The organism is Parolsenella sp., from assembly GCF_982402205.1.
In genome coordinates this window covers 1-14029 of the sequence record NZ_CEVYAT010000031.1, presented here as the reverse complement: position 1 = coordinate 14029, position 14029 = coordinate 1, and the positions used below count along the sequence as shown (strand labels likewise).

General features: G+C 65.2%; 15 protein-coding genes and 1 tRNA gene. 7 read left to right on the top strand and 9 right to left on the bottom strand.

Annotated features, from left to right (window positions below; genetic code table 11):
* Positions 1-37 precede the first annotated feature (37 nt).
* A complete protein-coding gene (locus AC1VTH_RS03205) occupies positions 38-538 on the bottom strand; it encodes a SixA phosphatase family protein (protein WP_481334654.1) in 501 nt (166 codons plus the stop codon).
* Positions 539-709: 171 nt separating this feature from the next.
* On the opposite strand from AC1VTH_RS03205, the gene AC1VTH_RS03200 reads away from it, so the two are divergent.
* The 5 genes from AC1VTH_RS03200 to AC1VTH_RS03180 all read left to right on the top strand — a co-directional run bounded on the left by AC1VTH_RS03200 (position 710) and on the right by AC1VTH_RS03180 (position 5190).
* On the top strand, positions 710-1720 hold the full coding sequence (locus tag AC1VTH_RS03200; RefSeq protein ID WP_293673913.1) for a nucleoid-associated protein: 1011 nt from the start codon (positions 710-712) through the stop codon (positions 1718-1720).
* A gap of 912 nt (positions 1721-2632) precedes the next feature.
* Positions 2633-2709: transfer RNA gene (locus tag AC1VTH_RS03195), tRNA-Met, on the top strand.
* 432 nt (positions 2710-3141) lie between these two features.
* Entirely contained in the window at positions 3142-3354 is a 213-nt protein-coding gene (locus AC1VTH_RS03190) for a hypothetical protein (protein WP_301830363.1), read from the top strand.
* A gap of 104 nt (positions 3355-3458) precedes the next feature.
* Complete coding sequence (locus tag AC1VTH_RS03185; protein WP_481334653.1) at positions 3459-4928, top strand: ComEC/Rec2 family competence protein; 1470 nt, start codon at positions 3459-3461, stop codon at positions 4926-4928.
* 46 nt (positions 4929-4974) lie between these two features.
* Entirely contained in the window at positions 4975-5190 is a 216-nt protein-coding gene (locus AC1VTH_RS03180) for a DUF3006 domain-containing protein (protein WP_293673460.1), read from the top strand.
* A 163-nt stretch (positions 5191-5353) separates the two neighbouring features.
* Here the strand turns inward: AC1VTH_RS03180 and AC1VTH_RS03175 are convergent, their stop codons facing one another.
* Both AC1VTH_RS03175 and AC1VTH_RS03170 read right to left on the bottom strand, forming a co-directional pair.
* Entirely contained in the window at positions 5354-5536 is a 183-nt protein-coding gene (locus tag AC1VTH_RS03175; RefSeq protein WP_481334652.1) for a hypothetical protein, read from the bottom strand.
* On the bottom strand, positions 5500-5709 hold the full coding sequence (locus AC1VTH_RS03170) for a hypothetical protein (RefSeq protein ID WP_481334651.1): 210 nt from the start codon (positions 5707-5709) through the stop codon (positions 5500-5502). Before AC1VTH_RS03170 ends, AC1VTH_RS03175 begins: the two co-directional genes overlap by 37 nt.
* 186 nt (positions 5710-5895) lie before the next feature.
* Here AC1VTH_RS03170 and AC1VTH_RS03165 point away from each other — a divergent pair, with 186 nt between their 5' ends.
* Entirely contained in the window at positions 5896-6675 is a 780-nt protein-coding gene (locus tag AC1VTH_RS03165; protein ID WP_481334650.1) for an SDR family NAD(P)-dependent oxidoreductase, read from the top strand.
* Positions 6676-6792: 117 nt separating this feature from the next.
* Here the strand turns inward: AC1VTH_RS03165 and AC1VTH_RS03160 are convergent, their stop codons facing one another.
* Together AC1VTH_RS03160 and AC1VTH_RS03155 are read right to left on the bottom strand one after the other, a co-directional pair.
* Positions 6793-7203 (bottom strand): type II toxin-antitoxin system RelE/ParE family toxin, encoded by a 411-nt coding sequence (locus AC1VTH_RS03160; protein WP_481334649.1) that lies wholly within the window; start codon positions 7201-7203, stop codon positions 6793-6795.
* The gene (locus AC1VTH_RS03155; RefSeq protein WP_481334648.1) at positions 7100-7372 is read right to left on the bottom strand and encodes a type II toxin-antitoxin system prevent-host-death family antitoxin; all 273 of its coding nucleotides are present in this window, start codon (positions 7370-7372) and stop codon (positions 7100-7102) included. The genes AC1VTH_RS03160 and AC1VTH_RS03155 overlap by 104 nt, the downstream gene beginning before the upstream one ends.
* Before the next feature lie 80 nt (positions 7373-7452).
* Between AC1VTH_RS03155 and AC1VTH_RS03150 the strand changes: the two genes are divergently transcribed.
* Complete coding sequence (locus tag AC1VTH_RS03150) at positions 7453-7938, top strand: PTS sugar transporter subunit IIA (RefSeq protein ID WP_481334647.1); 486 nt, start codon at positions 7453-7455, stop codon at positions 7936-7938.
* A 60-nt stretch (positions 7939-7998) separates the two neighbouring features.
* Here AC1VTH_RS03150 and AC1VTH_RS03145 read toward each other — a convergent pair whose 3' ends face one another.
* From AC1VTH_RS03145 to AC1VTH_RS03130, 4 genes are all read right to left on the bottom strand, one after another.
* The gene (locus AC1VTH_RS03145; RefSeq protein WP_481334646.1) at positions 7999-8637 is read right to left on the bottom strand and encodes an SDR family NAD(P)-dependent oxidoreductase; all 639 of its coding nucleotides are present in this window, start codon (positions 8635-8637) and stop codon (positions 7999-8001) included.
* Positions 8638-9459: 822 nt separating this feature from the next.
* Entirely contained in the window at positions 9460-10383 is a 924-nt protein-coding gene (locus tag AC1VTH_RS03140; RefSeq protein ID WP_481334644.1) for an AEC family transporter, read from the bottom strand.
* Positions 10384-10498: 115 nt separating this feature from the next.
* Positions 10499-12100: a hypothetical protein gene (locus AC1VTH_RS03135; protein WP_481334643.1), complete on the bottom strand. Its 1602-nt coding sequence runs from the start codon at positions 12098-12100 to the stop codon at positions 10499-10501.
* Between the two features lie 3 nt (positions 12101-12103).
* The gene (locus AC1VTH_RS03130) at positions 12104-13894 is read right to left on the bottom strand and encodes a 1-deoxy-D-xylulose-5-phosphate synthase (protein WP_481334642.1); all 1791 of its coding nucleotides are present in this window, start codon (positions 13892-13894) and stop codon (positions 12104-12106) included.
* Between the last annotated feature and the right edge of the window lie 135 nt (positions 13895-14029).

The window sequence follows — 14029 nt, the reverse complement described above, 5'->3', positions numbered from 1 at the left end:
AAGGACCCGTCCCTCTGTCCCCGCAGGGCTTCTCGCGCTAGGACAGCTTGGGACCGCAGGCGTACCACAGCAGCGTGCCCGAGATGGAGGGGTCGCGCGGGTCGCCGTCGAGTTCGACGGCTGCGATGGAGCCCGGGGCAAAGTCGATCTGGCAGTCGCAGAGGCGCGTCAGCAGCTCGTCCATGAAGGGGATGTGGCCCACGACGGCCACGCAGGCGTTGTCGGGCGTGGCGGCGAGCTCGTCGAGGAAGGTGGCCTGGTCCTGCTCGAACAGGCAGGGCAGGTCGCGGGTCTCGACGATCTGGATGCCGTTGCCCACGAGCGCGGGCGCCAGCGCGGCGCTCGTCTGCTTGGCGCGCAGGGCCGGGCTCGCCCACAGGTGCGCTTGGCGCGCGCCGTAGAGCTGGGCCATCGCGTGGCGGAAGGTGGGGGCGAGCGCCTCGGCGGCGCCGGGAACGAGCGGACGGTCGATGTCGTCCGTGCCAAGCTGGGCCTTTTTCGCCTTGCCGTGACGGACGAGGATGATGGTGCGTGCCATTGTTGGCCTCCTTTTGTCGTAGTTGTTCTTCTCCCCGTTTTGGGTGCGGTTTAGCAGGGATTCTTGAGATTCGATTTCGTTTGCGTGGGGCGCGGTATAGTTGACGCCTGCAATCCGCGCCCGGCGTCGCGGGCGGTCGCGCCCGCGCGGGCCCACCATATGGAGGGGTTCATGATCATTCGCCTCAACAAGGCCGTTCTGCACGTGCTCGACCTCGACTCGGCCGTGAGCGTGCTGTCGAAGGCCGAGCTCGACCTCGAGGAGAAGCCCGTCAAGGCCTACGTGCAGAGCATCTGCCGCAAGGCTCTGGGGTCGACCGACTGCCGCCATGGCAGGTTTGGCTCCGACAACGCTCTGTCCACGAAGGTGAGCCGCTACCTGCACGGCGCCGACGAGTTCGTTCCGCTGACGGCCGACATGGCCAACTTCGTGTTTGGCGAGATCCAGCGCGCCGACGGGGCCAAGAGCACCGACATGCTTGTGGTCGACTTCATGGATGGCGAGGACGTGCGCTACCTGGGGCTTTTCCTGCTCGAGGGCAAGAAGGCGTTTGTGCATGAGGTGAGCCAGGCGGGCACGATGGTGAGCTGCGACATCGTGAGGCGCTATGGCGTGCTGCCGGCGGCGACGCAGAAGCTCGCGAGCTGGGCGGTCGTGCGTGCCGATAACCTCGAGATTTCCTACGTGGACAAGCCGCGCACGATCGACGGGCAGGAGACGCTCGTGCTGCCCGAGGGCCTCTTGCAGTGCACGAGCGAGGCGAGCGCGCGCGAGACGATCGACTGTGTGACCGAGATCGTCGAGAAGGTGGCCGAGGAGCACGGCGCCAACGCGGCGCTCGCACTGTCGAAGGCCAAGGCGTTCGTGGCCGAACAGGTCGACGAGTGCGACAGCTTCTCGCGCGACGGGCTGGCCGAGAAGGTGTTCGAGGATTCCGAGCCCGCGCGCAAGGCGTTCGAGACCGAGGCCGAGGTGCGCCACCTGCCCGAGAACGTGGCGGTCGACCGCAGGGCCGTGGCGCAGAAGCGCGTGCGGTGCCACCGCATCGTGACCGACACGGGCATCGAGGTGTCGTTCCCGGCCGAGTACGGCGACGACCCCGAGTTCATCCAGTTCTCGACCGAGGAAAACGGTTTGATCTCGATTGAGCTCAAGAACATCGGCAGCATCGAGAACAAGTAGGTGCGCGAGGGCGGCGCGGGGAGACCCGCGTCGCCTATTTTGTTGGGCGGGGGGGCGGCCGGCGAGGCTGCCGCGCCGTGTGCGGCCGCGGTGGGTGTGCGAGTGCGGTCTGTGGAGCTGCTGACTGCCGGGCGGCCGCGGTGGGCGTGCGGCTAAGATTGCCGCGCCGTGGGGCGGACCGACCGTTTGGAGGAACCCTAATCGACTTCTGTACACCATGGCTGGGTATGGGTGAGTAGCCTGGTATCTGCCACCCTTTCTACCTGCGATTTTGTGGGGGCATTGCGTTGCTCTACTCGAGCTGTCGCCAAGTTGGTGTACATAGGCTGATCAGCTTGCGTCCGCGTTGGCCGCTGGAGCCATGCACACTCGGCGGTTTCGCTGAGGGGCTAATCAACTTATTCTTGCTTGTTTAGCGACTGGGCAGGTATGCAGGATGCCACCGGCCTTTCTACCAGCAGCTTTGCAGGGGGCGCTATGCCGCTCTACTCAAGCTGGCGACATACAAGCGCGAAAAAGTTGATCAACGCGTTGCGGGTGAGTGACCGCCACGTCGAGCGTCTGCGGGACGAGTGCCGGACGGCCTGCGCGCTTTACGAGGGCCGGGATTGCTTGCTGGGCGGGCGCTGATCCCGCTGGGGCTAATCAACTTCTTCGTGCTTGTTTGGCGGTTAGCCGGGTAGGGCTGCCAAATGGGCTTCTACCAACTGGGGTTTTACCGTGGTGGTCGCCCCTTCTACTTGGTCTGCCCCGTTTTAAGCACGAAAAAGCTGATTAGCGTATCGTCGGCTTTGCCGCTCGACGCGCCGCTGCCTCTGTTGGACGAGCAAATTGTGGAGATGTCTTCACATTGTTGACGCGGTGGGGAAGGGCGCGTATATTTCTTTTTTGCGCAAGCGCGCACTTACACAGTGCGGGGTGGAGCAGTCTGGTAGCTCGTCGGGCTCATAACCCGAAGGTCGTAGGTTCAAATCCTGCCCCCGCGACCAAATGTTCAAGGCCATCGACTTAGTCGATGGCCTTTTTCGTGTCTCGATGCTGTTTCCGCGCTCAACGGCTCGGTGGCCTGCTCCGCTTGGGGCACTTGGGCTCATAGGGCAAATGCGTGCTCGCTTCCAGAGCGCCTACGCAGGTTGATGCCCCTAAGTTCTGGTCGAGCCGTCGCCCTGCAAAACGGCCGTCGAGCACTCGTCGGTTAGCTACTCGATCTCCTTCTGCGGGCCCCTGTCGTTCATGGCGTCTCCAGTTTTGTGACCATGCGGGCTGCTAATGGCCTCAGAGTGCGCCCTGGTGCGCGACAAAAGCGTGGCTGGCCGGGCCAACCTTGCCTTTGGATTAATGTCCGCGTTGAGCGATACATTCGGGATGCCCAGATGAATCGGGACAAGTCAAAAGGACCGAGCCGAAGGCCGTGACGCGTCATGACAGTACTGCTTACCAGGATATTTCTTGTGACCCTGTGCACCTTGCTTGTCGATTTGGGAATCGACCTCTTGGACAGGCACCGTGCCAAAGCGGCGGGGCATACCGAGATTGAGCCGATGCGCAGCCTACTGGCCCGAGCCCTGCTTAAGGCGGTGCTGGCCGGAATCATCTACGGCATCCTGCTTTTGATTCTTGGCCGTGCGCTGTGATGCGTTGCCCACGCTCCGCCCATCATAGCTCTCCGCTAAAGTGCAAGGATCGCGGAGGGCTATGCTGGAGCAAGTGACAGGTTCGCCCGAACAGGGGAGTGCGTATGGGCAAGAAGATCGCCGTCGTTCACAAGAAGCGGGGCTGCCTGTGGTACTGCGCGGCATTCGTGCTGCTGTGCCTGGCCATTTACGCGCTGGCCTTCGTGGCGTGCATCGTCGCGGGCGTGGGCCTGTGGTTCCTTGTCCGTTACTGCTGGCGCAAGCTTGCCCAGCAGGCGCCCGACTCCAAGTTAGTGAGGCGCGTGGGCTCGTGGCCTCCCGTCGTGCGGCAGGTGCTCGCGGGCGTCGCATGCGCCTTCGTGTCGCTGCTGCTCATGGGGTCGCTCGCGCCCAGCAAGTCCCCGCAGCAGCAGACGGCCCCGGCGGTCGCCACCGCCGCAGCCTCGACTGCCGCAGCGACCACGGCCCCCGCAACGACCGAGGCCCCCGCGGCCACGACCGCGCTCGACAACCTCGTCGTGCGCTTCGTTGACGTGGGCCAGGGAGACGCGAGCATCATCGAGTTTCCCGACGGCAAAACCATGCTCATCGACACGCCCACGGGCGAGGCCGGTACGGTAAAGTCCCAGCTTGCGGCCGATGGACGCAACACGATCGACTGGCTCGTGGCCACCCATCCTGACGCCGACCACATCGGTGGGCTCGACACGATCATCTCGACCATGGACGTGCGCAGCGTCTGGGCGCCCGAGGTCAACAGCTCGACCAAGACCTACACGCGCTTCCTTACGGCCATTGCCGACAAGGGTCTGTCGATTGAGCCGTGCTATGCCGGCCGCACCGTCGCGAGCGGGGAGAACTATACCGCCGAGCTCCTGTGGCCCGAGCAGGGCGCGAGCTATTCCGAGGACAACGCCTACTCGGCCATCATCAAGGTGACCTACGGCAACAGCACGTTCCTCTTTACGGGCGACGCCCCGGCCGAGGCCCAGAAGCTGTGCGGGGCAGGCCATGTTGACGTGCTCAAGGTGGCCCACCACGGCAGCGCTTCGGGCATGGACACCGAGCTCGCGAGCAAGCTGACCCCAAGCGCGGCCGTCATCTCCTATGGCCAGAACAACTACGGCCACCCTACCCAGGTGGTGCTCGACGCGCTCGCGGGCGTAGGCACGCACGTGTACGGCACGCGCGTCAACGGCACCGTCACGGCCGTCTCGGATGGCACTACGGTGAGTGTCACGAGTGAGCGAGAGGGCAGCGTCGAGGCGGCGAGCCAGGACGCGGGCAAGAGCGGCCGCTCCATCGGGCGCGGCTCTGGCGCCGGCTCGGGAGGCGGCTCCAGTGGCGGTTCGAGCGGCTCGGGCGAGTCGTCGGGCGCGGCGGCTGGCGGTGGCCAGAGCGTGAGCGGCGACGAGCAGGTGGGCGACGTGGTGTACGTGACGGCCTCGGGCAAGGGCAAGCGCTACCATCGCAAGGGCTGCTCGAGCCTGAACAACTCGAGCGGCCTCGTGGCGATGCCGCGCTCCGAGGCGGAGTCGCAGGGGTATACCCCGTGCAAGAGGTGCAACCCGTAGGGTGCCTGTGGGCGCCGGCGTGGTGCGCGAGAAGCGAGGAGGAGACATGCAGGCAATTATCGACCGCATCGAGGGCAACATCGCGGTGCTCGAGGTCGATGGCACGCGCTTCATGGACGTGCCGCTGGCCGAGCTGCCGGCGGGCTGCGGCAAGGGCGACGTGCTGCGCGGCATGCCCGGCGCCTGGGCCAAGGACGATGCCGAGAAGGCCGCGCGTCTCAAGCTCAACGCCGACCTCATGGCCAAGTTGTTCAAGCACTAAGGGCGGCGCGCGAAGGCAGTGAGGGGCGCCGGCGATATCTGTTTGGGCTGGTCGCGCGAAGGCTGCGGAGCGAAAGCGCGCCAGAGACGCCCACCCCGGCATGGTGGTGCGCGAGCCATGCCGGGCGCTGCGAGATGCGAAAGCCTAGCTCCCGCTGGGCTTCCTATGCCCTCTCCCTCGCGAGGTAGCTGACCAGGTAGCCGGCGGCCTCCTTGAGCGCGGCACCGTGGAAGCCATGGCTGGCACCGTCGATGAGGTGCAGATCAGCGTGGTCGTAGATCGCGGCCGCCCTCTGCGGGTAGCGTGGGTCTACCAGCTCGTCGGCCGTTCTATGGGTGATGAGCACAGGTCGCTTGTAGGCGCCAATCTGCGCGTAGGGGTCGACGTACCCGCCGTCCCGCTCTTCTCGGCCACCGTTGACGCCGCTGCCTCGTTCGTCTCGACCGCGAAGTCTGGCAGGGCGAGGTCACCCACGATGCGGCCCTTCTCGGACTCGATCACGTGCTCGACGACGTGCATGGCCCCTCCTTGGTTGCGCCTCTTCTGCCGCCCATGCTACTCGTTATCACCATTTATCGATAACGCTTCAACTTCTGATATTAAGGACTAAAGAAATGGTTAAAACAGTGATGCGCGCCATCGAGCGCGAGGCAGGCCCGTAGGCGCGGGGGCGCGGCTGCGGGCGCAACCCATGGAGGAGGAAACATGGATCTGAAGCTCAAGGACAAGGTCGTTCTCATCACCGGCGCCACGGGCGGCATTGGCTCGGCCATCACCCGCGCGTTCGCGTCCGAGGGCGCCAAGCTCGCCATCTCGTCCACGCGCCAGGAGAAGCTCGACGCCCTTATCCCCACGCTGGGCCTCGACGAGGACCACGTGAAGGGATTTGTGGTCGACGCCACTAAGGAAGACCAGGTCAAGGCCTTTGTCGAGGGCGCGGCCGAGTACTTTGGCACCGTTGACGTCGCCATTCCCAACGCCGGCTACGAGGGCAAGTGCGTGCCCATCCAGGACGTTGACATGGACGAGGTCAACAAGGTCTACGCGCTCAACGTCTTTAGTCCGATGTATGTCATGAAGTACGCCGTGCCCTACATGCTCAAGCAGCAGTCGGGCTCGATCGTGGTCATTGCCTCGGCCGGTTCCTACACCCCGGCCGCGACGATGAGCACCTATTGCTCGAGCAAGTATGCGGTGGCCGGCCTCACCAAGTGCGTGGCCAACGAGGTGGGCGCCGCGGGCGTGCACGTCAACTACATCTGCCCGGGTCCGGTCGACACCGACATGATGCGCCGCATCGAGTTCGACACGTTTGGCGACACGATGAGCCACGAGGAGGCCGAGAAGATCTTTGCCGGCACCGCGCTCGACAAGCGCTACTGCCAGCCCGAGGAGGTTGCCTTCGCGGCCCTCTACCTGGCCAGCGAGGTCTCTGCGCACACGACGGGCATGCCGCTGCACCTCGATTCAATCGTGATGGGCTAGCTGGGATTTTATAGCTTGCGTTTATGGGGGCCGTCCCTCTGGGCGGCCCCTTTTGCGTGGCTGGGGGTTTGAGCGTCTGGTAGTTTTGCGGCAAACGGGACGGGTGAGGGGCCAAGCCTACTCGCCGAACAGGGCGCGAAGCCAGTTTTGCCTCGAGTTGAGAACGCGGTCGATGTAGATGGCGCCTTCATGGCGGTAGAAGATGAGATAGCTTCCCGAGCGAACGAACCTATTGGTGCCGCCAACGTATGCCGCGACGGACGAAAGGGGCGTGCCCGAATCGGGGAAGGTGGCAAGGAGCGCGACTCGCTTGAGTATGGCTTTGACCGTCTTGTTCGCCGCGTTGGGCGAGGCGAGGTCCTCGGCGATGCAGCCCCAGAGGTCATCGAGGTCGTCTCGAGCGAGGGAAGAGTAGCGGATGCCGCTAGGCGTGGGACGCGCCTTCGCTTGCCTTGCTGGCGAAGCGCGCGATGAGGTTGTCTTGGGAGACCCAGCCGTCCTTCTCGCCAGAGTGACGACCGGCCTCAAGTTGCTCCGCGAGCTTGAGCTCGGCCTGCATGCGATCATAGTCGCGCATGTCCATGATCACGTAGCTGCCTCGGCCATTGCGCGTGAGAAAAACGGGGGTTCCCTCGGCTACGTCACTCAGCACCTCGTTGTAGCTGCGAAGATCCGAAACGGGCTTGATTGATGGCATGGACGCTCCTCGTTTGCTGCATAATCTTACGAAAAATTTAGCAGCAATAGTGGCTGCAGTTTTACCGGAAGGGAGTCTGGATGGATCGTCTTGAGGACGTGGACGTCGCGCGTGCCGTTTGGCTTCTATCTCCGGCCGATGGGCTGGTCGCGGCCCTGGCCGATGTGCCTGACCCGGTCTTTTCTGTGGGCATGCTGGGCGCGGGCTGTTGCGTCTGGCCCGACGAGGGAGTGGTCTGCGCGCCCGCTGCCGGGGTGGTTGGCGCCGCGATGCCGCATGCCGTTGGCATCTCAACGGGGGACGTCGAGGTGCTCGTGCACATTGGCGTTGACACCGTCGAGATGGGCGGCAAGGGCTTTGAGCTGCTGGTTCGCCAAGGGCAGCGCGTAGAGGCGGGTCAGGCGCTCGTGCGCTTTGACCGCGAGGCCGTTGCCGCCGCGGGTCATTCCGACTGCGTGGTCGTCACGGTTACGAACTCGGCGGACATGGCGGCGGTGGAGCTGGCGGCAGAACCTGGGGCCGAGATCTGGTCTGGCGAGCCCCTGCTGAGGGTCATCGAAGAATAACGATAAGAAAGGGCCCGGCAGGTCGCCGAGCCCCGCGTGCCTCTAGGTATGGTCGCGCATCTACTGCGCGGTGTAGCCGCCGTCGATGTAGAGGTTGCGACCCGTGGTGAACTCGTTCTCAACCAGGAAGACGACGCCGTGGGCAATCTCCTCGGAGCGGCCGAGGCGTCCCAGCGGGTACAGGCTCTTGAGGTGCTCAATGCCCTCCTTGCCCATGGTGGCCTCGTTGACCATGCCCGTCTCGATGTAGCTGGGGTTCACGGTGTTCACGCGGATGCCGTACTTGGCGAGCGCCAGCGCACTCGACTTCGTGAGCAGGTTGACGCCACCCTTGGCCGCGTTGTAGTGCGGCAACATCGGGTCGCCCACACAGCCCTCGATGGACGAGGTGCTCACGATGGCGCCGCCGTTGCCCTGCTTCTCCATCTGCAGCGCCGCGTACTTGATGCCGTAGAACACGCCCGTGAGGTTGATGTCGATGAGCGCCTTGACGTCGTCCTCATCGCTGGTGTCGGTCTGGCGGAAGACGATGCCGGGTGCTACCCGCTTGAGCTGGGCCTCGGCGTCGGCGCCACGCTGGGCGTTGCGGCCGGCGATGACGACCTTGGCGCCCTTTTTGAGGAAGGCCTCGGCGGTGGCCAGGCCAATGCCCGAGGTACCGCCCGTGATCACCGCTGTCTTGCCGTTGATGTCAAACATGTCATGCCCCTTTCGCTGATTGAACGCAACGGTCTCGTTATGTCTAGCGGGGCGATATGAGTTAACAATTGATGTGTGAACGGTGGGTTCACGGGCTTGAACGAGCGCCTTATGGGTTCCGAGGGATTCGTGCGTCTGGATTTGTCACTGTAACCGGTTTCTGGTGCAGTGGGTGGGGCGCCAGGAGGTGGCTGGCCCCCCATTTAGTACGGAAGTCGTACTAAATGGGGGCGCATAGGACCGCCAGGGCTTTCTGGGCTGTCCCCTAAAGGTGTGCGTGAGCGTTTGGGCTGTCCGCTAAATCGGGGTCGGTGCACCGGAAACCGGTTTCACTGACAGTTTGGTCCATCCGAACATGTTTGTGCGCCCTGGACTGTCAGTGAAACCGGTTACACGTGCGGTCGATGCAGCGCTTGGGACCGCATCGACCGCCATTTGGTCCGAGATTCGTACAAAATGACGGTTGCTGGTGCTTCGAATGTGGCTCGACAGGACCGCGGAGGGCTCTGGGACTTGCACGGCCTGTCTGCTAATTAGCCGCCATCGCACGTGCAACCGTTTACACTGACAGTTTCGTCAGTACGAACTGCTCGGGGTGGCCGTGACGGTGCCATTGGGGCCAACTGTCTGCAGGCAAGCTGGGCGGGGAGATTGTTAACTCGATTGCGCAGCAAGCTGATGCTTGCATGTGCGTCCCCTGCCTATTTGACTTGTTGCGTGGCCCGTGAGAGTTTGGCTGCGTAGCCCATGGCCATTCGGCTTGCTGCGCGGATGGCCGCGAGCCCGTTCGCGCAGCAGGTATCGCCCCACGTGGCCCTGCGCCTATCCCATCACGCCGCTGGCGATTACGATTCCCGTCATCACGACCACCGCGACGATCACGCTGATAGCGTTGGCAAACCCCGCCAGGCCGTGGTCGCCCTGGCACCACATCGTGAAGACGGGCCCCATGGCGCCAATGGGTGCCCAGATCGCCATGCAGACAATGATCTTCACGGCGGAGGCAAACGGCAAAAACGCCAGCGTGGTTACCGTAAAGGCAACGTTGCAGACCAAGCGGGCGCCAAGCAGGCGAACGAGCCTGCCAACCTTCTGGGCGTCGACGTGCAGGTTGGTCACGAGGCCAAGCATGAACATCGCGAGAAACGCGTTGGCGTTCGCCATGGGCTCGGTGAACTGCACGATCGCGCCGGGAACGGGGATGCCCAGCAGGGCCAGCGCCACCAGCACGAGGTAGGCGTCGATGGTGACGGAGGAGAAGAGGCGCTTGGCCACGAGGCGCATGGGGTGCTCGGGCTTCTCCTCGCCGGCGATGACGCTGGTGAGGGCATAGGTTCCGCCGCTCATCATGAGCGAGTTGCCGGCGTCGAAGAGACAGACGGCAACCGCCTGAGAGGCCGGGAAGAAGGCCTGGACAAACGGCAGTGCGAAGCAGCCCAGGTTGTAGCCGCTTATGTTGCAGAGGTAGAAGACGCGGTTGGCCCGCTCGCTGCGCGGGGTGAGGGCGAGCATCGCAAAGTAGGCCACGAAGTTAAACACGAGAGAGACGAGGATGAGCCAGAGGAGGTCGGGCGTGAACTCGGCCGCGCCAAAGGCGTGGATGACCGCACAGGGGAGGGTGAGGTTGAAGACGATCTTCGACAGGACGTTGCCGGTACCTCGGCCAAGCTTGCCCGTGCGGCCGGCGATGTAGCCGGCGACGATGATGCTGACGAACGCCCCGACCTTGATGAAGACGACTTCCAAGACTGCTCCTCGTGCGTGCTCCCATGATGGTCGCGGGTGGGCAAACCGCCTGGCCGCCCACCCGCGACGTTGCTAGTCTACGCGCTCTGATCCCGATGGGCCTTGAGCCCGCAGCCTAGTGAATCTTGCGGGTCGAGTAGTTGTCGAGGTGCGGGCCGCAGCTCGAGACGACGATCTTGCCGCTCGTGCGGTCGAATGCAAAGTAGACGCGGATGTCGCCTCGGTCCTTGCTGTGGCCATTGCCCTTGCCGACGTGCGCCTCGCAGTTGAGCTCGCGACCCTGGTAGACATCGCGGTACTGGGTCATGAGCCCGGGGTCCTTACGCGTCATCATCCCGGCGTTGGACGCAAACTCGAAGGTCGACCGCGCGCGGAACGCGCCCTCGATGTCGCGCGCGCCGCTCGCGTACAGCCCGTGCGCCACGCACGCGAGGTCGCGCAGGGCGTTCCAGACCAGCTCGGTGCTCGCTTTGCATTCCTTGCGAAGAGACTTCCAGCCGCGTTCGGTAAAGTCGAGTCTCTCGGGATACGCATCCACCATGAGCTGCCCCACGGCCTCGGGGGTCTTGGGCCAGCTGGGTAGCTCAACGGTCTCGCCCGCCCCAGCACCGCCGTTCGTCCCCAGCGTCCACGAGCTGCTGAGCTGTGCCGTGAGCTGTCGATTCTCCTCCTCGAGCTGCAGCGACAGGTCGAGCGCCTCATCGATCTGACGCTGGGCGTCCGCCTTGCTCAGGGTCTCGACGCGCCGGGCCTCACGTATCACGCGCGTCGCGCGCAGCTCGCTGCGAATCTCGGCAATGCCTAGAGGCTGACCCGTGCGCACGGGCTGCTGGGCCAGCGCCCGGTGGAGAATGGCCAGCAGCTGCTCCTCGCCCAGCTCCTGCGCGCGGGCAAACGAGAAGAAGCGGTGCCGCCTTGCGTCATCCGGGCGCTCAAAGCGTGGCAGGGGAGCGTAGACGCGCACTGTGCCTCCGTCGCAGCGCAGGTCGAGGTTGGGAAGCCCTGCGTCCATCTCGGCGCAAAAGTCCTGGTCAATGGAGTAATAGACGCGAGCGCTCGTGCCCAGCATGGCGGCGAACGCCCGAACGTCGAGCGCGTGGCGCACCACGGTCCCATCGAACTTGGGGCTCACGAGAACGGCCGGCGTCGTGCGCCCCGGCTTGCTCGCAAACCGCCAGAACGCATCAAAGTCGCCGGCCCCAAGGCCAATCGCGTGCAGCGACGCGGGCAGCCCCGACGTCGTGGCCTCGAGCCAGGCGCACTCGACGATGCCCCTCACGAGTCCCGGCACGCTTGCCTGCGGTTCGTCCAGGATGGGGCCGAGAAACCCGGAATAGTCAGCGTACGAGACGGCGACGGAGACGGTGCCGCTCGCGAGGCCCTCGCGCGCCGCAAAGCCAACCGAGGTGCGCCACTCGCGCGGGGCGCACTCGCCCTCGCGAAAGGTCTCGCGAATGGTGCCCGCCCAGCTCACGCTGCCGTCCTCGCGCTGAACGAGGGCCGACTCAAAGGCCACGCCTGGCACGTCGAGCTCGGCGCGCGTGCCCACCTTGAACCTGCTCCAGCGCTCGATGTCTCGCGGGACCTCGGGCCACTTGCGGCATATCCAGCCGCGGACGCACTGGATGAGACCCCAGAGCGCGTCGGCGCCATCGACCGCGGCAACCTCGAAGGTGGTGGAGTAGAACGGCACGTGTTCAAGGTCGCTGGCGCGCATGGGCTATCCCTCTAGTAGCTCGGTAATCTCTCTCACGATGTTATCGCAGGTCATGCCGCATGCGGCAAGAAGCTCCGCGGGTTCGTAGCGGTCGGGGAAGCCATGGGGCAGGCCAAAGCAGCGCACGCGCGTGCCGTCTGCACCCAGTAGGCAGGCGATGCGGCTGCCAAACCCGCCGTCGAGCACGCCGTCCTCGAGCGTCGCGACGAGGCGCGCGGTGCGTCCCAGGCGCACCACCCAGTCGCGGTCGATCCCGCAGGCGTAGCGCGGGTTCACCAGGGTGACGTCGATGCCCGTGGCGGCAAGGCGCTCGACCACCTGCTGACCCAGCGGCATCGTGGCACCGAGGGCGAGAAGCGCCACCTCTCCTGACCCCTCGCGCACGATCTCGGGCTCGGCGGCGGCAAAGCCGTTGATCGGCAGCGCAACGTCGGCGCGGCTCACGACGCCCGCGCCCGGCACGCGAATGGCGACCGGGCTGCCCTCGTAGTCGCAGGCCCAGTCGAGCATGGCGAGGTACTCCTCGCGACAGGTGGGCGCGAGATAGGTGAGGCCTGGCATGTCGCCCAGCATCGCGATGTCATAAAAGCCCAGGTGAGTGGCATCGGTCGTGCCAAAGGCGCTCGAGCCAAACACGAGAATCGTGGCGGACGAGGCATTGAGGCAGATGTCGTGCCACAGCTGGTCGTAGGCGCGTTGCAGAAACGTGCCGTAGACGCCCCAGACGGGGTGCGCGCCGCCAGCGGCGAGGCCCGCGCAGAGCGTCGCCGCGTGCTCCTCGGCAATGCCAACGTCAACAAACTGCTGGCCAGCGGCCTCGCGGCGGTCTGCCGTGAAGCCCATCATGTAGGGCGTGGCGCTCGAGACGGCAACGAGGTCGCGGTCGGTGTGCATGCGGCCCAGCAGGTACTCGCCCGTGAGGTCGGCGTAGGTGGCGGGCGGCGCCTCGACGATGCCGCCGCTTGCGCGCCCACCGCCCAGCTTGGCGCCCGTCTCGGGGTTAAAGGGACCCACGTGGTGCCAGCTCTCCTCGTTGGCCTCGGCGGGCGCAAAGCCCAGGCCCTTGCGGGTGTGCACGTGCACCACGATGGGGTGCACGCAGCCCTTTACCTGCCGCAATGCCGCCTCGACGGCAGCCTCGTCGTTGCCGTTCTCGACATAGCGGTAGTCGAGGCCCAGCGCGCGGAAGGGGTTGTCGGTCGCGGTGCCGCCCGTCTCGCGCAGGTGGGCGAGGCTCGCGTACAGGCCGCCATGGTTGGGACAGATCGACCACTCGTTGTCGTTCACCACGATGACGAGGCCGCTGGCGAGCGTCGCCGCATCGTCGAGGCCCTCGAAGGCGAGACCGCCCGAGAGCGACCCGTCGCCAATCACGGCAACGACGTCGTGGCTCTGGCCGGCGAGGTCGCGGGCGCGGGCGAGGCCCACCTCGAGGCTCACCGAGGTGGAGGTGTGGCCCATCGAGAAGTGGTCGTGCTCGCTCTCGACCGGGCTCGCGAAGCCCGAGAGGGTGCCCATGCGCTTGGGGTCGAGGTAGTTCCACGCGCGGCCGGTGAGCATCTTGTGGGCGTAGGTCTGGTGCGAGACGTCGAAGACGAGCTTGTCAGTGGGGGAGTCGAACACGCGGTGGAGCGCCACCGTGAGCTCGACGATGCCGAGGTTGGGGCCGAGATGGCCACCGACCTTGGCGCAGCTGTCGATGATGGCGCGGCGAATCTCGGCGCAGAGGACGGGCATGGCCTCGCGGGGCAGCGCCCGCACGTCGGCGGGGGAGTCGATGCCCTCAAGATACATGTGCCCTCCTTAGTTGCTGCCTGGCGTCGCGCGCGTTCGCGACCTTATAGATTGGCACACTTACCCGCTTAAGTTGTGACGGGCTCGTGCGGGTGCAGAATTTGGGGAGTGAGCGGCGCGTGTGACAAAGGGGCC